General features: G+C 73.8%; 16 protein-coding genes. 6 read left to right on the forward strand and 10 right to left on the reverse strand.

Annotated elements, in window-relative coordinates:
* Window positions 1–36 precede the first annotated feature (36 nt).
* Entirely contained in the window at window positions 37–1665 is a 1629-nt protein-coding gene (gene groL / locus LUM46_RS15420; protein WP_274995015.1) for a chaperonin GroEL, read from the forward strand.
* 119 nt (window positions 1666–1784) lie between these two features.
* Here groL and LUM46_RS15425 read toward each other — a convergent pair whose 3' ends face one another.
* The 4 genes from LUM46_RS15425 to LUM46_RS15440 form a co-directional block, all read right to left on the reverse strand.
* Window positions 1785–2069 carry a WXG100 family type VII secretion target gene (locus tag LUM46_RS15425; RefSeq protein WP_274995017.1) on the reverse strand — a complete coding sequence of 95 codons (285 nt, stop codon included), beginning with the start codon at window positions 2067–2069 and terminating at the stop codon, window positions 1785–1787.
* A gap of 162 nt (window positions 2070–2231) precedes the next feature.
* A complete protein-coding gene (locus tag LUM46_RS15430; RefSeq protein ID WP_274995019.1) occupies window positions 2232–2936 on the reverse strand; it encodes an HD domain-containing protein in 705 nt (234 codons plus the stop codon).
* A gap of 150 nt (window positions 2937–3086) precedes the next feature.
* Window positions 3087–4547: a sensor histidine kinase gene (locus tag LUM46_RS15435; protein ID WP_274995020.1), complete on the reverse strand. Its 1461-nt coding sequence runs from the start codon at window positions 4545–4547 to the stop codon at window positions 3087–3089.
* Entirely contained in the window at window positions 4540–5265 is a 726-nt protein-coding gene (locus LUM46_RS15440) for a response regulator transcription factor (protein WP_274995021.1), read from the reverse strand. Before LUM46_RS15440 ends, LUM46_RS15435 begins: the two co-directional genes overlap by 8 nt.
* A 117-nt stretch (window positions 5266–5382) precedes the next feature.
* Here LUM46_RS15440 and LUM46_RS15445 point away from each other — a divergent pair, with 117 nt between their 5' ends.
* On the forward strand, window positions 5383–5976 hold the full coding sequence (locus LUM46_RS15445; protein WP_274995022.1) for an NYN domain-containing protein: 594 nt from the start codon (window positions 5383–5385) through the stop codon (window positions 5974–5976).
* Window positions 5977–6071: 95 nt separating this feature from the next.
* On the opposite strand, the gene LUM46_RS15450 is transcribed toward LUM46_RS15445, so the two are convergent.
* The 5 genes from LUM46_RS15450 to LUM46_RS15470 form a co-directional block, all read right to left on the reverse strand.
* Window positions 6072–6878 carry a carbonic anhydrase gene (locus tag LUM46_RS15450; protein WP_274995024.1) on the reverse strand — a complete coding sequence of 269 codons (807 nt, stop codon included), beginning with the start codon at window positions 6876–6878 and terminating at the stop codon, window positions 6072–6074.
* A gap of 112 nt (window positions 6879–6990) precedes the next feature.
* Window positions 6991–9246 (reverse strand): TPM domain-containing protein, encoded by a 2256-nt coding sequence (locus LUM46_RS15455; RefSeq protein ID WP_274995025.1) that lies wholly within the window; start codon window positions 9244–9246, stop codon window positions 6991–6993.
* 111 nt (window positions 9247–9357) lie between these two features.
* Entirely contained in the window at window positions 9358–11055 is a 1698-nt protein-coding gene (locus LUM46_RS15460) for a DNA repair helicase XPB (RefSeq protein WP_274995026.1), read from the reverse strand.
* A gap of 10 nt (window positions 11056–11065) precedes the next feature.
* Entirely contained in the window at window positions 11066–13711 is a 2646-nt protein-coding gene (locus LUM46_RS15465; protein ID WP_274995027.1) for a helicase-associated domain-containing protein, read from the reverse strand.
* A 62-nt stretch (window positions 13712–13773) separates the two neighbouring features.
* Window positions 13774–14694 carry an NAD-dependent epimerase/dehydratase family protein gene (locus LUM46_RS15470; protein WP_274995028.1) on the reverse strand — a complete coding sequence of 307 codons (921 nt, stop codon included), beginning with the start codon at window positions 14692–14694 and terminating at the stop codon, window positions 13774–13776.
* A 124-nt stretch (window positions 14695–14818) separates the two neighbouring features.
* Here LUM46_RS15470 and LUM46_RS15475 point away from each other — a divergent pair, with 124 nt between their 5' ends.
* The 4 genes from LUM46_RS15475 to LUM46_RS15490 all read left to right on the forward strand — a co-directional run bounded on the left by LUM46_RS15475 (window position 14819) and on the right by LUM46_RS15490 (window position 20260).
* The gene (locus LUM46_RS15475) at window positions 14819–15565 is read left to right on the forward strand and encodes a TetR/AcrR family transcriptional regulator (protein ID WP_274995029.1); all 747 of its coding nucleotides are present in this window, start codon (window positions 14819–14821) and stop codon (window positions 15563–15565) included.
* Between the two features lie 194 nt (window positions 15566–15759).
* Complete coding sequence (locus LUM46_RS15480) at window positions 15760–16134, forward strand: cold-shock protein (RefSeq protein ID WP_274995031.1); 375 nt, start codon at window positions 15760–15762, stop codon at window positions 16132–16134.
* Between the two features lie 23 nt (window positions 16135–16157).
* A complete protein-coding gene (locus tag LUM46_RS15485) occupies window positions 16158–17000 on the forward strand; it encodes a DUF3027 domain-containing protein (protein ID WP_274995032.1) in 843 nt (280 codons plus the stop codon).
* A complete protein-coding gene (locus tag LUM46_RS15490; RefSeq protein WP_274995034.1) occupies window positions 16997–20260 on the forward strand; it encodes a sacsin N-terminal ATP-binding-like domain-containing protein in 3264 nt (1087 codons plus the stop codon). The genes LUM46_RS15485 and LUM46_RS15490 overlap by 4 nt, the downstream gene beginning before the upstream one ends.
* On the opposite strand, the gene LUM46_RS15495 is transcribed toward LUM46_RS15490, so the two are convergent.
* On the reverse strand, window positions 20257–20493 hold the full coding sequence (locus LUM46_RS15495; protein WP_274995035.1) for a DUF2530 domain-containing protein: 237 nt from the start codon (window positions 20491–20493) through the stop codon (window positions 20257–20259). The two genes, LUM46_RS15490 and LUM46_RS15495, sit on opposite strands and share 4 nt — an antisense overlap.
* Window positions 20494–20532 lie beyond the last annotated feature (39 nt).

Consider the following 20532-nt stretch of genomic DNA (forward strand, 5'->3'; position numbering starts at 1 on the left):
CGGCCTGGACAAGCCACCAGCGGAGGATTCATCCCCATGGCCAAGATCATCGCTTTCGACGAGGAAGCTCGTCGGAGCATGGAGCGCGGGCTCAACCAGCTCGCCGACACGGTGAAGGTCACGCTCGGCCCGAAGGGCCGCAACGTCGTTCTGGACAAGAAGTGGGGCGCCCCCACGATCACCAACGACGGTGTCTCCATCGCCAAGGAGATCGAGCTCGACGACCCGTTCGAGAAGATCGGCGCGGAGCTCGTCAAGGAGGTCGCCAAGAAGACTGACGACGTCGCCGGTGACGGCACCACCACCGCCACCGTGCTCGCCCAGGCGCTCGTGAAGGAGGGCCTGCGCGTCGTTGCCGCCGGGGCCAACCCGATCGCCATCAAGCGCGGCATCGAGAAGGCCGTCGAGGCGGTCACCGAGCAGCTGCTGATCGCTGCCAAGGACATCGAGACCAAGGAAGAGATCGCTGCCACGGCCGCCATCTCGGCCGGTGACCCGGCGATCGGCGAGCTCATCGCCGAGGCCCTCGACAAGGTGGGCAAGGAAGGCGTCATCACCGTCGAGGAGTCGAACACCTTCGGCCTCGAGCTCGAGCTCACCGAGGGTATGCGCTTCGACAAGGGCTTCCTCGCGCGCTACTTCGAGACGGACCCCGAGCGCCAGGAGGCCGTGCTCGAGGACCCGTACGTCCTGATCGTCGAGTCGAAGATCTCGAACGTCAAGGACATGCTGCCGCTGCTCGACCAGGTCATGAAGTCGGGCAAGTCGCTCCTCATCATCGCCGAGGACGTCGAGGGCGAAGCCCTGGCGACCCTCGTGCTGAACAAGATCCGTGGCACCTTCAAGTCCGTCGCCGTCAAGGCTCCGGGCTTCGGCGACCGCCGCAAGGCCATGCTGCAGGACATCGCGATCCTCACCGGCGGCCAGGTCATCACCGAGACGGTCGGCCTCAAGCTGGAGAACGCCACGCTCGAGGAGCTCGGCCAGGCGCGCAAGGTCGTCGTCACCAAGGACGAGACCACGATCGTCGAGGGTGCCGGCGACGCCGACCTCATCGCCGGTCGCGTGAACCAGATCCGCAGCGAGATCGACAAGTCGGACTCCGACTACGACCGCGAGAAGCTGCAGGAGCGCCTCGCCAAGCTGGCCGGCGGCGTCGCCGTCATCAAGGCCGGCGCGGCCACCGAGGTGGAGCTCAAGGAGCGCAAGCACCGCATCGAGGACGCCGTTCGCAACGCGAAGGCTGCCGTCGAGGAGGGCATCGTCGCCGGTGGTGGCGTGGCCCTCATCCAGGCCGGTGCCGTCGCGTTCGCCAAGCTCGAGCTCGAGGGCGACGAGGCGATCGGCGCCACGATCGTGCGTGCCGCCATCGACGCGCCGCTCAAGCAGATCGCCATCAACGCCGGCCTCGAGGGCGGCGTCGTGGCGGAGAAGGTGCGCAACCTCCCCTCCGGTCAGGGCCTCAACGCCGCGACCGGCGTGTACGAGGACCTGCTCGCCGCCGGCGTGAACGACCCGGTCAAGGTGACCCGTTCTGCTCTGCAGAACGCGGCCTCGATCGCCGCGCTGTTCCTCACCACCGAGGCAGTCGTCGCCGACAAGCCGGAGCCCGCGGGCTCCCAGGGCGGCGACCCCACGGGTGGCATGGGCGGCATGGACTTCTGAGTCCCGCCTGACCCGCTCGGGTCGGCCCGCTCGGGTCGGCCGGAGCACCTGTCCGACGCCGGCCGGTCACCTTCTTCTACGGAGGGCGACCGGCCGGCGTCGGCCGTTTCCAGGCGTCTCTAGGAGAACATGCGTGTGGCCGCGGCCTCTGCCTCCGCGTACGTGCGCGCGGCGGCCGCCAGGGCGGCCTGGATCGCGTCCAGGGCTCCCTCCACCTGTGCCTGCGCACCGCGCCACTGTGCGACGGTGCCCCCGAACGCGGCGGCCGCGGGCCCGTGCCAGCTCGCCTGCAGCGCGTCGAGGTTGCGCATGAGCGCCCCCACCTCCGTGCGCACCGTCGCCACCGAGCCCGCCACCGCGGCGCCCGCCTGCTCCACCTGGTCGCTGTCGACCTCGAACCGCATGGCCATCACCTCCCGCGCGCCGGACCGTCCGGCGCCACCCACCGACGGTAGGTAGACGCGGCCCGACGGCGGAGGGCGCCCGTGGCGTACTGTGCACGGGCGCGGCAGAGACCGGGTTGTGGTCGTGCTCGGACCGCTCCAGGCCCGTGCGGAGGGCCTGTCTCAGGCAGAGCCGAGCTTCGCCTGCTCCTTGCGCAGCCGGTGCAGCTCCATGTCGAGGTTCTGCCGCGCGGGCTCCTCCCAGGCGGCGCCCATCGGGCTCAGGAACAGCGACTTGCGGGCGAGCAGCCGCTCGATGACCCGGATCCGGGCCTTGAGGTACACGTCGATGGGGATGTGCGCGTACTCCGCGCGTACCGCCGTCTTGTACTCCTTGTAGCGCTGGGGCTCGGCGGCGAGCATCGCGAGGTCGGCGTCGTTCAGCACCGCGGCGTCGAAGTCCGCGGGGTCCGGCGCATGCCGGACGATGGCGTTCACCAGCGCGGCCACGCGCTCGGCGGCGCGCGTCGGCACGCCGAGCTCCGTCAGCTCCTCGCGCGCGAGGAGCGCGGAGGCGGTGGACTGCTCGCCGCCCTGCGAGGCCTCGGCCACCTTCTTCTCGGAGCTGAACACCGCACCGTGGTACCAGGCGGCGAGGCGCACCAGGTCCGGCTCGTGCGTCTCCTCGGCCAGCTGGTCCACCCGGTGCAGGACGGCGGCCAGGTGCCGCAGGTTGTGGAAGTGCCGGTGCTCGTCGGCCCAGCGGCCCAGCAGGGCCTCTCCGACTTCTTCGATCGCCTCGGTGTCCGCCGTGGCGCCCGCGCCCACAGCACTGCGGACGAACGACTTGAGCAACCACTGCGGCGCGTCAGACGCGAGCACGCCCATGTGAATTCTGCCTAACGGTTGAGGTCGGTCACTGCACCGCCAGCCTATTACCGAAACCGTCAGCGGTGGCTACCTCTGTCCTGGATCGTGATCATCGACGTGCTCGTTAAGCCGGGTCGGGCAGGGAGCCACGCAGGTCAGAGGGGCGGGTCAGAGTGGCAGAGCCACCTGGACGGTGAGGCCGCCGCCGGGGGTGTCGGACACCTCGACGTGCCCGCCGTGGGCGCCGATGATCGCCGCGACGATGGCCATCCCGAGGCCCGAGCCGCCCGACTCGCGGGTGCGCGAGGAGTCAGCGCGGTAGAACCGCTCGAAGATCCGCCGGCCCTGCTCCTCGGTGAGGCCGGGACCGTGGTCGCGCACCTCCAGCACCGCCGCGCCGTCGGACCGCCGCACGCCGAGGGCGATCTCGGCGGGCGTGCCCGCGGGTGTGTGTCGTGCGACGTTGCCGATGAGGTTGGTGATGACCTGCCGCAGGCGGTCGCTGTCGCCCTCGACGACCAACGTGTCGGGGACCTGTCCCGCAGGGTCGTCCGCGTCGGCGTCGGCCACCAGCGGGACCACCGCGACCTCGCGCGTCGGGTCCAGGGCGTGCAGGTCCTGGATGGAGTCGCGCGCGAGGGCCGCGAGGTCGACGTCCTCCCGGGCGACGGGCCGGCCCTCGTCGAGCCGGGCGAGGACCAGGAGGTCGTTGACGAGCGCGCCCATGCGGCGCGCGGCGTCCTCGATGCGGAGCATCGTGTCGTCGACCTTGTCCGTGCTGTCGAGGGCGCCCATCCGGTACAGCTCGCCGTACCCGCGGATGGTCGCGACGGGCGTGCGCAGCTCGTGCGAGGCGTCCGAGACGAACTGCCGCATCCGCACCTCGGAGGCCTCCTGCGCGGCGAAGGCCCGCTCGATCTGCGTCAGCATCGCGTTGAGGGACGCCGCGAGCGAGCCCATCTCCGTGCTTCGCGGGGCATCAGGGACGCGCAGTGTGAGGTCGCCGGCGGCGATCTGCGCGGCGGTGTGCTCGACGGTCCGCAGCGACCGGAGCGACCGCTCGACCAGGACCCATGCGGTGAGCCCGCCCAGCAGCACGATGCCCAGGCCCGACATGATCAGGGTGCGGGTCAGGATCGAGATCGTCTTGTCCATGCCGACCAGAGGGAGCGCCACGTAGACGACCGCTCGCTCGCCGGACGGATAGGTCGCGGCCAGGGTGATGACGCGCCAGCTCTCCGTGCCGGCTCCGTTGCTCGCCCCGGACGTGGTGAACGGCTTGCCGCCGCTCTCCTCCGCCTCCTCGTAGGTCACGTCCGGCAGCTCGGGCGTGCCGAACCGCGCGATCGCGGAGAGGCCCAGCGCCTTGACCGTGCCCTCCTCGCCGTCGATCAGGACGTAGTAGTCGCTGGGCAAGCCCTCCGGAGCCCCCGACTGGAGGGTCTGGAGGATCGGGTTGAGGTCGCGCGAGGCGACGCTCAGCTCGCTGTCGACCTGCTCGACGAGGAAGCGTGACACCACCGTCGTCGTCGCGACTGCCGCGATGCCCAGCCCGGCCGCGAGCAGCAGCGAGATGATCGCGACGAGCCGTGCGCGCAGCGGGATGCCGGAGAGTCGATCCTTAAGCACGGGCGGGCTGCGGGGCGCGGAGCAGATACCCCACGCCGCGCTTGGTGTGGATCAGGGGCGGCAACGTCTCGCCGTCGACCTCCAGGGTGTCGATCTTGCGTCGCAGGTAGGAGATGTAGGACTCGACGATGTTCGCGTCGCCGCCCCAGTCGTACTGCCACACGTGGTCCAGGATCTGCGCCTTCGACAGGACGCGGCCGGAGTTGAGCATGAGGTAGCGCAACAGCTTGAACTCGGTGGGGGACAGGTCCACCTCGACGCCCGCGCGGCGCACCTCGTGCGAGTCCTCGTCCATCTCCAGGTCGCCCACGTGCAGCACGGCCTCCTCCTCGGGGGCGGGTACCCCGGTGCGGCGCAGCACCGCGCGGATCCGAGCCACGACCTCCTCGAGGCTGAAGGGCTTGGTCACGTAGTCGTCGCCGCCCACGGTGAGACCCTGCACCTTGTCCTGCGTGTCGTCCTTCGCGGTGAGGAAGACGACGGGGGTGTGCCGCCCGGTTGCCCGCATGCGCCGCGTCACGGTGAAGCCGTCCATGTCGGGGAGCATCACGTCGAGCACCACGAGGTCGGGCTCGACGTCGCGGACGAGCTGAAGGGCGCCGTTACCGTCCGCAGCCGCATGTACCTCGAAACCCGCGAAGCGCAGGGAGGTGGACAGAAGCTCACGAATGTTCGGTTCGTCGTCGACCACGACGAGACGCGCTTCAGGAGTAGCCATGTTTCCAGTGTGCGACCGGTTCCTGAAGAGTGCCTGAGATTCGCCCGGGAAATCGCCCGGGCTCCGCGGGGGTGATCTGTCCGGCCCGCCACCTGCCGCGCGGCTAGGCTGGGGTGCATGTCAGCACCGTTCCCGCAGGTTCCAGGGCAGACGCCCCGGCGCACGTATCTCATCGTCGACGGTGAGAACATCGACGCCACGCTCGGCATGAACGTGCTGAACCGCCGTCCCGCACCCGAGGAGCGCCCCCGCTGGGACCGCATCTCCGCCTTCGCGGAGAAGGTGTGGTCGCAGGACGTGGTACCGCTGTTCTTCCTCAACGCGACGTCCGGCCAGATGCCGATGCCCTTCGTGCAGGCGCTGCTCGCCATGGGCTACAAGCCCATCCCCCTGGCGGCGCAGGGTTCGGAGAAGGTCGTCGACGTCGGTATCCAGCGCACCCTCGACGCGCTGATGGACCGCCCCGGCGACGTGCTGCTCGCGAGCCACGACGGCGACTTCCTGCCGCAGATCGAGGCGCTGCTCGACGACGACGACCGCCGCGTCGGCCTGCTGGGCTTCCGGGAGTTCGTCAACGCCCGCTTCACGGAGCTGGAGCAGCGCGGCCTGGTCATGTACGACCTCGAGGCCGACGCCGACGCCTTCACCACCATGCTGCCGCGCGTCCGGATCATCCCGATCGAGGAGTTCGACCCGCTGCGCTACCTGTAGCGCCCGGTCGGCCACCCCGGCCCGACTCGTTGAGTGCTGGATATCTGTGGTTCCAGGTGCGTTGGAGGCACAGATATCCAGCACTCAACGGGGTGTCAGTTTTGGCTGAGAGTGATCGTGCCCTCGTAGGCCTCGCGGTCGCCCTGCGGCTGGACCGGGCGGGCGTTGTCGTCGTACGCCGCCTTGAGCACCGCGATCTGCTCTGCCGACAGCTCGATGGGCTCGTGGTAGATGACCCAGTCGACGCCCTCGGTGCACGGGGGCGTCGTGAGGCTGCCCGCGTACTCCTCGAACGTCGGGTCCGCCGGCAGCATCGCGGCGACGTCGATCGGCAGGTCGTCCGTGCCGGGCTCGGCCGCGCCGTCGATGAACGGCTGCCAGTCCTCGTTCTCGGCGTCACCCTCGCGGGCGAGCACGCCGAGCACGAGCACCTGGCCGTCCTCGGTGCTGTGGACGAAGTGGAACTCGGCGTCCAGCGCCCTGCCCTCGACGGTGTGCTCCGACGGCATGTGGAAGTGCACCTGGGCCAGGTCGAACTCGTTGTCCTTCCACTCGATCTCGGACGCGTCACCGTCCGGCACGAGCTGGATGGTGTGCCCGGTGTCGACCGACTCACCGACGGTGGGCGACGCCGAGATCCTCGGGTGGTCCGTCAGCTTCTCGTCGGCGTGGTCGGGCAGGTCGATCGGCGACTGCGCGTCACCGGCCTCGCACGCGGCGAAGTCCGCGGCGAGGTGGCCCCACTCGTCGGGGCCCTCCTCGCCGTCGTACGACCAGTGCACCTCGCCCGCGGCGGCGGGCGGCGGAGCGGTGGACGCCGGCTCGTCGGGTGAGCCGCCGGTCGCGCAGGACGCGAGCAGCGGGGCGATGAGGAGGACGGCGGGCAGGACGAGCTTCTTCATGGGTATACCTCTCGTGGGACCAGCCGGTCACCCGAGGACCAGGAGACCGGCAGGTCAAGCTACTCCCGGTTCCCTGGCCCTGGCCGCCCACCCGAATGTGACGTACGACCTGCTACTTCGCCGGTGCCGGCCACCAGGCACGGACCGTGCCGAGCTTGCGGAGCGTGGCGGGGCGTCCACCGCCGAACCCGCCGCCACCGAACCCGCCGCCGATCCGTGCGGTGGCGGCGCGCTTGCGGGAGCGCACGACGTTCGGGTCGAGCAGGATGCCGCCCAGCATCATGCCGCCGGTGATGGGGCCGTTCTCGTCAGGACTGCCGGCACCGTCGGTGTCGGGCTCCGACTCGGCGGCCGCCGCGGTCACGACGGCGTCCGCGTCCGCACGGGCGAGCCGCGCGGCCTCCTGCACGAGCTTGCTCGCGCGCTGCGCCTCGCCGAGCGCCGCGGTGGGGTCGGTCGGCTGGAGCGAGCGGGCGACGTCGGCCTGCCGGACCGCCTCCGCCAGCCGGGTCCGGGCCGTCGAGCCGACGGCACCGCGGCGTGTGGCCACGAAGTCGGCGGTCTGCCGGAGCTGCTCGACGACCCGGCCGAGGGTGTCCCGCAGCAGCGCGGACGCCCGCGCCGCCACCTCGGTGGTGTCGCGGGTCCCGGCCAGGGCGGCGTCGAGCGAGGCCTCCGCGGCGGCGATGCGCTGCAGCCCTGCAAGCGGGTCACCACCCTCGCGCGTGACCTCGACGTGCTTCAGCGCGGCCTGGGCAGCGGTGCGCGCCAGGGTGATGCGGAAGTCGCCCTCGACGGCCCGGGCGGCGGCCACGTCCTGGGTCAGCGAGGCGATCGACTTGTCCAGCCGTCCTGCTGCCTCCTCGAGGTACCTGGCGGTGGCGTCGACGGCGTCGAGCAGCATGACCGCCTGGCCGAGCGCGTTCTGCGCGCCCCTGGCGTGTGCGACGGCGACGGCCTTCTGCCCGGCCTCCAGGGCGGAGCGCCCGGCGGAGACCGCCGCCTTGGCGTTGACCAGCAGCAGCTCGGCCTGCTCCGGGTTGCCCGACACCATCGCCAGCGTGTCCGCCGGGTACCGCTCCGCGAGCTCCTCCAGCGTGGTGCGGGTGGTGGCCACCCGGTCGGTGACCTCCGGCTCACGGGTGATGACGTCGGCCAGCAGCTCGGGCGTGCGCTGCTGCAGGCGGCGCAGGTCGTCGAACGCGCGCGTGCGCGCGTCGAGCGTGTCGGCGGCGCTCTCGCACAGCGCGATGACCTGGTTCAGGTGCGGGCGTCGCTCGGCGTCCGGGAGCGCTGCGCCGTGCTTCCCGGCGCCGGGGACCTCGGCCGTGGCGGTGCCGTCGGGCCGCGCGTCCTGCGCGTGCACGTCCTCCGCTCGCGCGGCGGCCTCGTCCAGCTCCTGCCTGATCGCGAACGCCTGCCGGACGTCGGCCGTGGCGCGCTCCAGGATCAGCTCGAAGTCCCGGGTCGCGTCGCCGCCCAGCTCCGCACGGGCGAAGCCGAGCTCCTGCGTGCAGGTCTTGAGCGCGTCGTCGATGCTCACCAGGGCGGCGGCGGCACGCTCGTCGAGCTCAGGGACGGTCAGGTCGTCGAGCTCGTCGGGCACCGGCTCGCCGGCCCCCGTCGAGCGGTCCCCGCGCGCAGCCCGGGGCAGGAGCCGTGGTGCCGCGAAGCGCCACAGGACGTATCCGAGGACGGCGAGGACCAGCGCGCCGCCCGCCGCCGCACCGGCGACCAGGAGAGGGCTGGTGGTCGCGGTGGTGGCCTGCCGGACGGAGTCGGCCGCGTCGGTGGCGGCGCCGGCCCACCGCTCGTCCTCGACGGCAGATGCCACCGCGTCGTCGATGTCGCTGAGCTGCGCGGTGGTGAGCGGCACGTTGGTGTCCGCGGACAGGCCGAACTCGTGGTCGGCGGTGGCGATGGCGAGCAGCAGGTCGTCCGGGCCGAGGCCGGACTGGTTCGCGCTCGCGTTGGCCCAGTCCACGGGGTCGGTGCCGTCGAAGCTCTCGATGTACACGACGAACATGCGCAGGTCCGACTCGTTGCCGAGCCGGTCGAGAGCGGCGTCCACGTCCTGCCGCTCGGCCTCGCGGAGCGCGCCCGCGCCGTCCGTCACCGGGGTGGTGAGCGTGATCGGTGGCGACGCGGGCAGCACGTCCGACATCAGTTCCGCCTGGGTCGCCGCGGACAGGCGCGGCGACACGGACGGCAGCGGCTCGCTCGGTGCGCTGACCGTCGCGTTGGCGGCCTGCGAGGTGGCCGCCAGAACGACTCCGACGAGGCCCGCGAAGGCCACGACGGCCCATCCCCCGGATGCCCGGGTGCTGGGTTCGTGCGGATGTTCGTGTCTTGCTGGGGACTCGATCACGTCCTGATCGTCACCCCCGGTTCAAGACCACGCAATCTGAGAGGGTGTTGTTGCGCATATGCAATGAATCCTCAGGTAAATGCCCAGCGTGAAGGGCATTTTCACAGCCCGTCAGGGGGTCGGCGAACCGGCCGGTGACTCGTCCAGGTCCTCGGCGTCCACGATGCGGTAGGCGTACCCCTGCTCGGCCAGGAAACGCTGCCGGTGGGCGGCGAAGTCCTGGTCCACGGTGTCGCGCGCGACCACCGCGTAGAAGTGCGCGGTACGGCCGTCCGCCTTGGGCCGCATGATGCGCCCGAGGCGCTGGGCCTCCTCCTGGCGGGAGCCGAAGGAGCCCGACACCTGGATCGCCACCGACGCCTCCGGCAGGTCCACCGAGTAGTTGGCGACCTTGCTCACCACGAGGCGGGAGATCTCGCCCTCGCGGAACGCCCCGAAGAGCCGCTGCCGTTCCTTGTTGGTGGTCGCCCCGGTGATGATCGGCGCGCCGAGGTGCTCGGCCAGCTCCTCGAGCTGGTCGATGTACTGCCCGATCACGAGCACCTGGTCGTCCGGGTGGCGCGCCACGATCTGCTCCACCACCTTCTTCTTGCCCGACGCCGACGCGGCGAGCCGGTACTTGTCCTCCAGCTCGGCGGTCGCGTACGTCATGCGCTCGCTCTCCGGGAGCGTGAGCCGCACCTCCACGCAGTCGGCGGGCGCGATGTAGCCCTGCGCCTCGATGTCCTTCCACGGCGCGTCGAACCGCTTGGGCCCGATCAGGCTGAACACCTCGTCCTCGCGGCCGTCCTCACGCACCAGGGTCGCGGTCAGGCCGAGGCGGCGCCGGGCCTGGAGGTCCGCCGTCATCCGGAAGACCGGGGCGGGCAGCAGGTGGACCTCGTCGTAGAGGACCAGGCCCCAGTCCCGGGCGTCCAGCAGCTCGAGGTGCGTGTAGACGCCCTTCCGCTTGGTGGTGAGCACCTGGTAGGTGGCGATCGTGACGGGCTTGATCTCCTTGCGGGCGCCGGAGTACTCGCCGATCTCGTCCTCGGTCAGGCTGGTGCGCCGCACCAGCTCGTCGCGCCACTGGCGCGCGCTGACGGTGTTGGTCACCAGGATGAGCGTCGTCGTGCCCGACTTCGCCATGGCGCCGGCACCGACGATCGTCTTGCCCGCGCCGCAGGGCAGCACCACGACACCCGACCCGCCGTGCCAGAACCCGTCGACGGCCTGCGCCTGGTAGGGCCGCATCTCCCAGGCGGCCGCCTGCTCGTGCTCGGTCCGCGGCTTGGTCACCGGGCTGAGCTCGATCGGGTGCTTCTCGCCGTCGACGTATCCCGCGAGGTCCTCGGCCGGCCAGCCGAGCTTGAGCAGGACCTGCTTGAGGTGGCCGCGCTCGGAGGGGTGCACCAGGACGGTGGAATCGTCCAGCCGCTCGCCGACCAGGCCCGCGGTGCGCCGCGACTTCAGCACCTCCGCGAGGACCGCCCGGTCGGTGGTGCGCAGTACGAGGCCGTGCGCCGGGTCCTGCACGAGCTGGAGCCGGCCGTAGCGGGCCATGGTCTCGGCGACGTCGACCAGCAGCGCGTGCGGCACCGGGTAGCGGCTGAACTCGAGGAGCGTGCTCACGACCTGCTCCGCGTCGTGGCCGGCCGCGCGCGCGTTCCACAGGCCCAGCGCCGTGAGGCGGTAGGTGTGCACGTGCTCGGGGGCACGCTCCAGCTCGGCGAAGGGCGCGATGGAGCGGCGCGCCTGTTCGGCGCTCGGGTGGTCGACCTCCAGCAGCAGCGTCTTGTCGCTCTGTACGATCAGCGGCCCGTCGGGCATGGGGACTCCCTCAGTTCTGCTTCTGGTCTTGCTCTACTGCGGCCTGCGGCCCGACTGCGGCCTGCGGCGTGGACGACGTCGGCAGGACCGACGCGATGCGGTGGACGGCGATCGTCAGCTCGGCCTCTCTGTCCGGGTCGAGAGCACGCAGCCGCCCGCCCTCGAGGTTCAGTGGCTTCAGCTCGCGGCGCTCCAGCCGGCCGCTGTGGCCGGCCACCTCGACGATCACCGTGGAGCCGTCGCGGAGCGCGTCGCGCAGCAGTGCCAACCCGTCAGCGGGGTGCTGTGTTCCCGGGTCGTCGTCGAGCACGTCGGCGGCAGGGGCCGCGGCCCGGGTCACCGGACGGTCCAGGGCCGGGGCGTCAGCGGCCGGCAGCGGTTCCAGGGCCCCCTGCCGCGGTCGGTCGCCCGAGGTCTCGGCCCTGGTCGGCACGGCCCCGACCACCCGGTAGCCGCGCAGCGGGATGCCACCGCCGGACGTCGAGACCGACCGCGCCACCTCCGCGGCGTCGGCCCGCGCCCGCGCGCCGGCCCGCGCCGCGTCCTCGACGGCGCGCAGCTCGGCGACCAGCGCCTCCGGGTCGGGGGCACGGTCGACGACGTCGGCCCCGGTGCCCATCCGGATGGCGGCCGCGGAGCGGGGGGCGGGCATCGCCCGGCCGGTCACGCCCCGGCGTGCCACGAGCACGCGCCCGTCCGGTCCTTCGAGGGCGGAGACCAGGCCGCGCTTGCGCAGGGCCTCGTGCAGGGTGGCCGCGGGCACGGACGCCGCGAGCACCGTCGGCGCGAGCCGCACCAGGCCGAGGCCGACGAGCGTCGGGTCGTGCTCCAGGCCGGCGAGCACCGTGGCGTCGGCGGCCCGCAGGTACGACGACGCCGTGCCCACCCGCACGGCACCGTGCCGCCGCGCGGTGTCCCGGACCAGGTACTCCAGCGGCTGCGGGACCGGCACGGGGGACCGGTGGGCGAGCTCGTCGAGCATGCCGTCAGCGGTCTCGCCCTGGTCGAGCGCCCGCGTGACGGACGCCGGGCTGAACCGCACGGTCGTCGCGGCGCCCCGCGACTCGATGTCCGTCGACCGCTCCAGCAGCCGCGCGAGATCGCGCGAGGGGCGCCCGGGGACTATGCCCGTCAGGTCGCCCTGGAGCAGGATCTCGTCCACCTCGTGCGGCAGGACGGCGCGCAGTTCCCCGGCGACGTCACCGGCCGGGGTGGCCAGCAGGGCACGGCCCGGCGTCGAGAGCGCGCCCGCCCCGGTCACGCCCAGCCACTCCGCCTCGGCCAGCAGGCCCTCGACGGCGGTCGCCGGCGGCACGGAGCGCGGCGTGTGCCAGGTCAGCACCTCGACCACCGCCTCGGGCGTGGGGGCGAGGACCGTGTCACCGGCCGGCTCGTCCGCCAGCACCCGCAGCACGCCGTTGCGCAGCCGGGGCACCCACGGCCGCTGCAGGTCGGGGGACAGCGGCGCCCGGAGCGCCCCCTTGTCGTCGCGTGAGCCCACCAGCCACGGCGCGCGCCGGGAGGCCAGCCAGGCCTCGACCAGCCGCGCCCAGCGGGCGGAGTCGTCCAGGTCGTCCCAGTCGGTGACGGTCGGTACGTACGACGGCGGCGCGTCGCCGTCGTCGCGCACCAGGCCGGCGAGGGCGGCGACCTCGACCACGAACGCGGCCGCGCGCTCGTCCGTCTCCAGCTGGGTCGCGACCCTGCGCAGGTCCCGGACGCCCAGGCCACCCGCCCGCAGGACCGACGGCGGGTTCTCGTCCCAGGACTGGCGCAGCAGCCGGACGCGTCGGACGAGCTCGAGCGCGGCGCTCGCCGCCTCGGCGTCGGCGGTCGCGGTCTGGACCGTGCGGCCCTGCGGCTCGGGTGGGCGGGTGTGCGGCTCGCGATGGGTGTGCCCGGCGCGGAGCGCCAGCCCGACCAGGCGCGGCAGCACCACGTGGCGCGCGTCCGACCGGACCAGGAGATGCTCGGTGACCAGCCAGTTCACCGCGTCGCGCGGCCGGGTGCCCGCAGCCGGCACGACGCCGACCGGCGGGCCCCAGGCGAGCGCGTCGAGGATCGCGCGGGCGCCGGGCGGGGCCTCCGCGAGGAGCGCGTCGAGCGCCGCCGTCGTCTCGGTGCCGCTGCGGGCGGACCCGAGCGCGTGCCCGACCGCCTCGGCCAGGCCGTCCGGCACGGGGTCGAGGTGCGGACCCAGGCCCGCCGGGTTCGGCCCCAGCAGCTCGTCGAGGCCGGGCGCCGTGCGCAGGTCGAGCGTGGCGCCGTACTCGCCCCCGGCGTCCCAGAGCAGTGCGTGCTCGACGGCGCGGCGGACGGCGGCGTCGACCAGGTGGCCGTCCTCCGCCGCGCCGCCCAGCGCCCAGGTGACCACGGCGGTGCTGAGCGGCCCGGACGGCGGGCGGAGGACGGGCTCCAGGGCGAGTACCGCCTCCAGGACCTGCAGGGTCAGCGCGTCGGCGCGCGCCAGGGCGCGCTCGAGCGAGGTGCGGCTGGAGGCGCGGGCCGCGAGCGAGCGGAGCGTCGAGGGAGAGGGGGTGGCGAGATCAGGACGGGCGCGCAGGAGCGCGGCGAGCGCGGTGTCCGAGCGCTGCCGGAGGTCGTCGGCGAAGTGCCGCGTGGCCGCCGCCGGCGCTGCGGGGAGCGAGGAGGCCATCCTGATGATGCTACGCGCGTTTCCTGGGCCGAAGTTCGGCCGGTCCACGCCCCGGCTGCCTCTCAGGGCTGCGCGGTACGGCGGCAGACCTCCTCCCACGGCGTCGGGGCGATGCCGAAGCGGGCGCGGGCGGCCGAGTCGTCCAGGACGTACGGACGCTCCCACTGGTAGATGATCTCGCGCATCTCCCGCATGAACGGGGAGGCCAGGGCGGCCGCGCTCAGGGCGGCGCCGCGCAGGGAGGAGATCTTCACCGGCGGCTTGCCGACGCTCGCCAGGACGTCGGTGAGGGCCTGGGCCTGAGTGACCGGCTGGTTGCTCGGCACGTGCCAGACCCGGCCGTGGGCACCCGGGTCCTCGGCGGCGGCGACCAGGGTGCGGGCCGCGTCCGCGACGTCGGTGAAGGTGTGGGGCCGGTCCGTCCGGCCCATCATCAGGGCGCGCCTGCCCCGCAGCGCGTCGGGGACCAGGCGCGAGATGTGGCCGTTGCCGCCGACGCCGCGCCCCATGTAGTCGGAGCCGCGGATCTCGACGGCACGGAGGCGTCCGGCGTCGTGCGCCGCCTTGGCGTCCGCCCACATCCGGGCGCGGAGGCGCCCCTTGTGGTCCGTCGCGGCGTCGGGCAGGTCCTCGGAGATCGGGACGTCGACCGGTCCGTACGGGTACAGCGTGCCGGTGATCGCGTAGACGGCGCCGGAGCGCTCGGCGGCCGACAGGAGCGACGTGGCGAGCGGCGGCCAGACACGCTCCCACCGGGTGTAGTCGGCCGGGTTGGCGCAGTTGTAGAGGTGGTCCGCGCCCTCGGCGGCGCGGGCCAGCGCGTCGGCGTCCGACGCGTCGAGGGCGAGGTGCTCGACGCCGCCGATCCCGGTGCTGCGGCCGGAACGGCTCACGACGGTGACGCGGGAACCGCGCTCGGCCAGGAGGGCGGCGACGTGACGGCCGACAGGGCCGGCGCCGACGACGAGGTGACGATCGGGCATGATCGGTGCTCCATTCTGAGAGCGGCGCTCTCGTGTGTCGTCAGCGTGGCACGAGCGGATGCACCCTGGCAAGAGCGGTGCTCGCGTTTGTGTGCGGCGATCTGCCCGTGCCACCCTGGAACGCATGAGCCCGGCCCGAACTGCCCGAGCCCTCGCCCGCGAGGCCATCACCCGCGAGATCCTCGACTCCGCCCGTGCGCGGCTGAGCACGGACGGCGCCGCCGCGCTGTCGCTGCGTGCCGTGGCCCGCGACGTCGAGATGGTCTCCTCGGCCGTCTACCGGTACTTCCCGAGCCGGGACGCGCTGCTCACCGCCCTGCTCATCGAGTCGTACGACGAGCTCGGCACCGCCGCGGAGGTCGCGGACGCCGGTGTCGCCGACCGGTCGGACGTCACCGCCCGCTGGCTCGCCACCTTCCGCGCCGTCCGGGCCTGGTGCGTCGCGCACCCGGGGGAGTTCGGGCTGCTCTACGGCACACCGGTGCCCGGCTACGCCGCCCCCCGGGACACCGTCGACCCGGCCACCCGGGTCGTGCGCGTGCTCATCCGCATCGTGGGCGACGGCTACGCGGCCGGCGCACGCCCGCAGGTGATCCCGTCCGCCGGCGCCACCTCGGGCGTCGCGTCCCCTCCGGGCACCATCGCGCCGGCGCTGGACTTCGTGGCGGGGCACGGGCTCATGGAAGGTGCCGAGCCGTCGGATCCCGAGCTGCCCGAGACGGTCCGCCGCGCCGTCATGGCCTGGACGGAGCTGTTCGGCGTGATCTCGTTCGAGCTGTTCGGGCACCAGGTGGGCTCGATAGCGGATCCCGAGGCGTGGCTGGACGAGGTGGCGCTCCGGCTCGCCGCAGACCTGGGTATCCGGGCCTGAGACCCGGCGGACGAGCCGCCCGGACCCGCCCCCGAACAGGCCGTCCGGGCGAAGAGTGCGCAATGCATGCGACGCGGCAGGCTTCCGCCCGGTAACCTGGTGCCTCCGGCCCAGGTAGCGCGCTCAGCTCGCAGCAGCCCGGGCCGTCCTGCAGTTTCCACGAGCAGTACCGACAAGCACAGAAGAAGGTCGCAGTGCCCACCGGCAAGGTCAAGTGGTTCGACACCGACAAAGGCTTCGGTTTCATCGCCAACGAGGACGGAGGCGAGGTATTTCTGCACGCCTCCGCTCTGCCCGAGGGCGTCGTCCCCAAGCCGGGCACACGGGTGGACTTCGGGGTGGCCGACGGCCGTCGCGGTCCCCAGGCGCTCGCGGTCAAGGTGCTGGACGCCGCTCCGTCGGTCGCCAAGGCGAAGCGGAAGCCCGCCGACGACATGGCTGTGATCGTCGGCGATCTCACGCAGCTGCTGGACGGTGTGGCGAACGACCTGCGCAAGGGGCGTTATCCGAAGAATCCGGAGACGCTCGCCAAGATGCTGCGCAAGGTCGCAGACGACTTCGACGCCTGAACCCCCACGAGGTCCCGAGGAACATGGTCACGACCATCGCGCCCGCCGCACGAACACCCATCCGGCGGATCGCCGCACGCTCGAGCCGAGACGCCGTCCTGAACGGCGCCGCCGAGCTCGCGCGCGCCGCCGCACAGGAGGTCGCTGAGCGACCGGAGGACGTCGGGGAACACCTCGGCACCCTCTTCGAGGACGAACGAGTTGTCTCCCACCGCTTCGCCGCCACCATGCGGGGCTACCGCGGCTGGCACTGGACGGTCACGGTGGCGCGCGTGCCGCGCGGCCGGACCGCCACGATCAGCGAGGTCGAGCTGCTGCCCGGCGACGAGGCGATCCTCGCCCCCGCCTGGCTGCCGTGGTCCGAGCGCCTGCGCCCGGGCGACGTCGGCGCCGGGGACGTGCTGCCGTTCCGCGCCGACGACCCGCGGCTCGAGCCCGGGTACACCCCGACGGGCGACCCCGAGGTGGACGAGGTGGCGATCGACGAGCTCGCCCTCGCCCGCACCCGCGTGCTGTCCCCGCAGGGCCGTGCCGAGGCGGCCGAGCGCTGGTACCGCGGCTCGCGCGGGCCCACCACGGCGGGTGCCGTCGCGGCGGCCGCCGAGTGCATGACCTGCGCCTTCCTCGTCCCGCTGTCCGGTTCGATGGGGCAGCTCTTCGGGGTGTGCGCCAACGAGTGGTCACCCGACGACGGCAAGGTCGTCTCCCTCGACCACGGTTGTGGCGCGCACTCGGAGACGGACGTCGAGGAGCACCCGACCGACTGGCCGGCGCCCGCCCCGCTGATCGACGAGCACGAGGTGGAGGCGACCGCGCTGGTCGAGCCGGCCGAGACCTCGGGCGGCGAGGACGCATCTCCCGCGTGACGCCCGACCCCTTCGGCACCAGTGCGCTGCGGCGCGCGGTGACCGAGGCGTGGCGCGCGTCCCCGACGCGCTTTCGCGAGGACGCGAACTCCGAGGAGGACCACGCACGCGGCTACTACCGCGACCGCGTGGTCGTCGAGCTCGCGCAGAACGCGGCCGACGCCGCCGCACGCGCCGGGGTCCCGGGCCGGCTGGTCCTGCGCCTGGAGCGCGGGGAGCCGGTGCGGGCCGACGGCGACCGGACCGGGTCCCCCGGTGGGTCGGACGACGAGCGGCCCGGCGGCTCGGGCGACGGCGCGGGCTGGCGGCTGGTGGCCGCCAACTCGGGCGCGCCGCTCGACGCCGAGGGTGTCGCGTCGCTGGCGTCCCTCCGGGCGTCCGCGAAGGTCGGCGCCTCGGGCGGCGGGGTGACCTCAGGGTCCGATGCCCTCGTGGGCCGGTTCGGGGTCGGGTTCGCGGCGGTCCGGTCCGTGTCGGACGAGGTGCTGGTCCGCTCACGTGACGGCGGGGTGCGGTTCTCGCTCGCCGCGCTGCGTGCGGAGCTCGGGTCAGGACCCGGTCTCGGCGAGGGTGTCCAGCACGGCGCCGACCTCGTCCGCGAGGCCGCCGCCCGTGGCTCCGCGCTGCCGGTGCTGCGGCTCCCGTTCCCCGCACCCGCCACCGCGCCGGACGAACCGGGCACGGTGGTCGAGCTGCTGCTGCGCGACGCCGACGCCGTGGCGGCTGTCAGCGCCCAGCTCGCCGCGCTCGACGACGCCCTCCTGCTCGCCCTCCCCGCGCTCGACGAGGTGGCGATCGAGGATGACTTCGCAGGCCAGCAGGGTTCCGCAGCGCAGGACGCGACCTCGTCGCCGCCCCGCCGCGTGCTCCGCGACGTCGCCGCACGGTGGCGCGTGCACCGTGCGTCCGGTCCGCTGGACCCGGACGACGCGCTGCCGTCCGAGGCCCGCCGCCGGGACTGGTCGGTGCTCTGGGCGCTGCCCACCGCCGGCGGCCGCGCCGCGGAGAGCACGGTGCTGCACGCGCCGACCCCCACCGACGTCCGGCTCACGTTCCCGGCGTTGCTCGTCGCCTCGTTCCCCGTCGACCCGGGACGGCGAGGTGTGCTCCCCGGACCGACGTCGGACCGCGTGGCCGCCGAGGCGGGGCGTGCCTACGCCACGTTCCTGGGTGAGCTCGGCGCGGACCGCGAGGTGCTCGGGCTGGTGCCGACCGGACTGCCCGCCGGCGACGTCGACGCCGCGATCCGCACGGCGGCCGACACCGCCCTGCGCGAGACCCCGCTCCTCCGGCGGAGCGCACCCGGCCGGGAGGCCAGGGCCGACGACGCACCCGGCGTGCCGCAGCGTGTCGCGCCGCGCGGCACGGCATTCCTCGCCGGGCCGCTGGGCGAGGACCCCGACCTCGCCCGGGCGCTCGCCGCCGGTGCGCCCACGACCCTGGTCACCGTCCCCGTGCGGTTCCAGGCGCTCGCTCGCTCCCTGGGCGCGGAGCCCGTCGACCTCGCCGACCTGGTCGAGGCGCTGCCGCCCGAACCCGGTGTGCTCCGTGCGGCGCTCGACGCCCTCGCGCCGCACGCGGGCGAGGCCACGGTGCTCGAGGCGGTCGCCGGAGCGCCGCTCCCGCTCGCCGACGGCCGGGTGACCCGCGGCGCCCGCGGCACGGTGCTCCTGGACGCCCCGCACCTCGCCGCGGCCGCCCGCGCGCTCGGCGTCCGTGTGGTGCACCCGGACGTGGCGCACCCGCTGCTGGAGCGCGCCGGAGCCGTACCCACCACGCCGCACGGGCTGCTGGCGGACCCGGCGGTCCGGTCGACGGCGCTCGCCGCCGCGGAGGAGCTCCTGGACGACGGCGCCGCGGAGCAGCTCGGAGACGTCCTGGCGGCTCCGCCCACGAGCGCGTCCTCGGGTCCGGCGCCGGCGGACCCGGGCGTGCTCGACGACCCGAGCCCCGCCGACGTGGTCGTGGCGGTGCTGGAGCTGGTCCGGCTCGCCGCGGCGGAGGGCCCGGCCGAGCTCCCGTTCTGGCTGGGGGAGCTGCCGGTCGTCGCGGACGGCGACGTGGTGCCGCTGCGCGAGGCGGCCCTGCCCGGGTCCTGGGCGGACCGGTACCTGGATCTCGCAGCGGTACGGGACGACGTCGTCGAGCGTTGGGGGGCCACGGCGCTGGCCGCCGCAGGAGCCCGCGCCGACCTGAGCGTCTACCAGGTGGCCGACGTCGTGACGGCCGATGGCGACCACGACGCCGACTACGGGCCGGACGACGCCGCCGGGTGGCTCTCCGACTGGGACGAGCACCTCGTGCACCTCGCGGACGAGCTCGGTCCCGGCGTGTGGGTCGGCGACGTTCCGGCCGTGCCCGACCTCGACGCGCTCCCGACGGGAGACGCGCTCGCCGCGGCGCTCGACCGGATCGCCGCCGACCCGGAGCTGCGCCGCGCGCTGCTGACCCCGGTGCGTTCCCCGGATGCCCCGGGCCGCGAGGCGGTGTCGTACACGGCATGGTTCCTGCGCCGCCGGCTCGGGGCGCCGTTCGCGCTCGGTGACACGCCACTGCTGCCGCCCGCCCCGCCCGAGACCCGCGGCCTGGACGACAGCATGCTGGCCGCCCTCGGTGGCCTGCGCGACCTGGCCGACCTGCCCCGACACGACTGGCCGGCAGTCCTGGGACAGCTGCCCGAGGCGCAGGGCGCGGAACGCCCGCACCTGCCGGCAGACGTCGCGCGCGCTGTCTGGTCGGGGCTCGCCGCGCTCGCGCGCGCCGACGACCCGCGGCCGATCGCGCCGCCCAGGCTCCCGGCGCTCGGACCGGCCGGCATCACCGTGGAGAGCACCGACGACCTCGCCGTCGCGGGGTCGCCGCGGTGGGCCCAGCTCGGCCCGGTGGTGCCCGCACCCGCCGACGTCGCCGAGGTGCTGGCCGACCTGCTGGACCTGCCGTACGAGAGCGACTCCGGCCTCACCCCCGACGAACCGGGGGAGCCGGTCGAGCTCGACCCACGGGTCCGGGCCCTCGTACCGGACGCGCCGGTGACCTGGCGGCGCCACGACGCGCTGACGGTGGACGGCGCGCGGGTCGGGTGGTGGGTGTCGGAGGGTGTGCCCCATGTGGACGGTCCCGGGGTCGCGCACGCCACCTCGCCCGAAGGGCTCGCCCGGGCGCTGGCCGAGATCACCGGGGCGGACCCGCTGCTCCTGGAGGCGGCTCTGCGGGACCCGGCACGCGCGGAGGAGCTGAGCGCGGAACGCGCCTGGGACTAGCGGTGGCGCCGCGCCCAGAGCAGGCCGAGCCCGCCGAGCACGATGCCGGTGCCGCAGATGGCCACGCCCTCCAGGGCGCCTCGCCCCGTGAGGTGGAGGACGAGCGTCACGATCAGCCCGACCGCGAACAGCACCATGCCCGCGCCGAAGACCCTGAAGAGGTCGGCGCGCGGAGCCGGTGGGCTGGGCCGACGCTCCTCGGGGTGAGCCAGCAGGGAGCGGATCGTTGGCACCTTGCCAGTGTACGGACATGGGCTCGTCAAGCCCGTCGA

Source organism: Promicromonospora iranensis, from assembly GCF_028994805.1.
In the GTDB taxonomy this organism is placed as follows: Bacteria; Actinomycetota; Actinomycetes; order Actinomycetales; family Cellulomonadaceae; genus Promicromonospora; species Promicromonospora iranensis.

Coding starts and splice junctions, on each gene's coding strand:
- groL (WP_274995015.1), top strand. CDS start 37: ATGGCCAAGATCATCGCTTTCGACGAGGAAGCTCGTCGGAGCATGGAG.
- LUM46_RS15425 (WP_274995017.1), bottom strand. CDS start 2,069: ATGCGGTTCGAGGTCGACAGCGACCAGGTGGAGCAGGCGGGCGCCGCG.
- LUM46_RS15430 (WP_274995019.1), bottom strand. CDS start 2,936: ATGGGCGTGCTCGCGTCTGACGCGCCGCAGTGGTTGCTCAAGTCGTTC.
- LUM46_RS15440 (WP_274995021.1), bottom strand. CDS start 5,265: ATGGCTACTCCTGAAGCGCGTCTCGTCGTGGTCGACGACGAACCGAAC.
- LUM46_RS15445 (WP_274995022.1), top strand. CDS start 5,383: ATGTCAGCACCGTTCCCGCAGGTTCCAGGGCAGACGCCCCGGCGCACG.
- LUM46_RS15450 (WP_274995024.1), bottom strand. CDS start 6,878: ATGAAGAAGCTCGTCCTGCCCGCCGTCCTCCTCATCGCCCCGCTGCTC.
- LUM46_RS15460 (WP_274995026.1), bottom strand. CDS start 11,055: ATGCCCGACGGGCCGCTGATCGTACAGAGCGACAAGACGCTGCTGCTG.
- LUM46_RS15465 (WP_274995027.1), bottom strand. CDS start 13,711: ATGGCCTCCTCGCTCCCCGCAGCGCCGGCGGCGGCCACGCGGCACTTC.
- LUM46_RS15470 (WP_274995028.1), bottom strand. CDS start 14,694: ATGCCCGATCGTCACCTCGTCGTCGGCGCCGGCCCTGTCGGCCGTCAC.
- LUM46_RS15475 (WP_274995029.1), top strand. CDS start 14,819: ATGAGCCCGGCCCGAACTGCCCGAGCCCTCGCCCGCGAGGCCATCACC.
- LUM46_RS15485 (WP_274995032.1), top strand. CDS start 16,158: ATGGTCACGACCATCGCGCCCGCCGCACGAACACCCATCCGGCGGATC.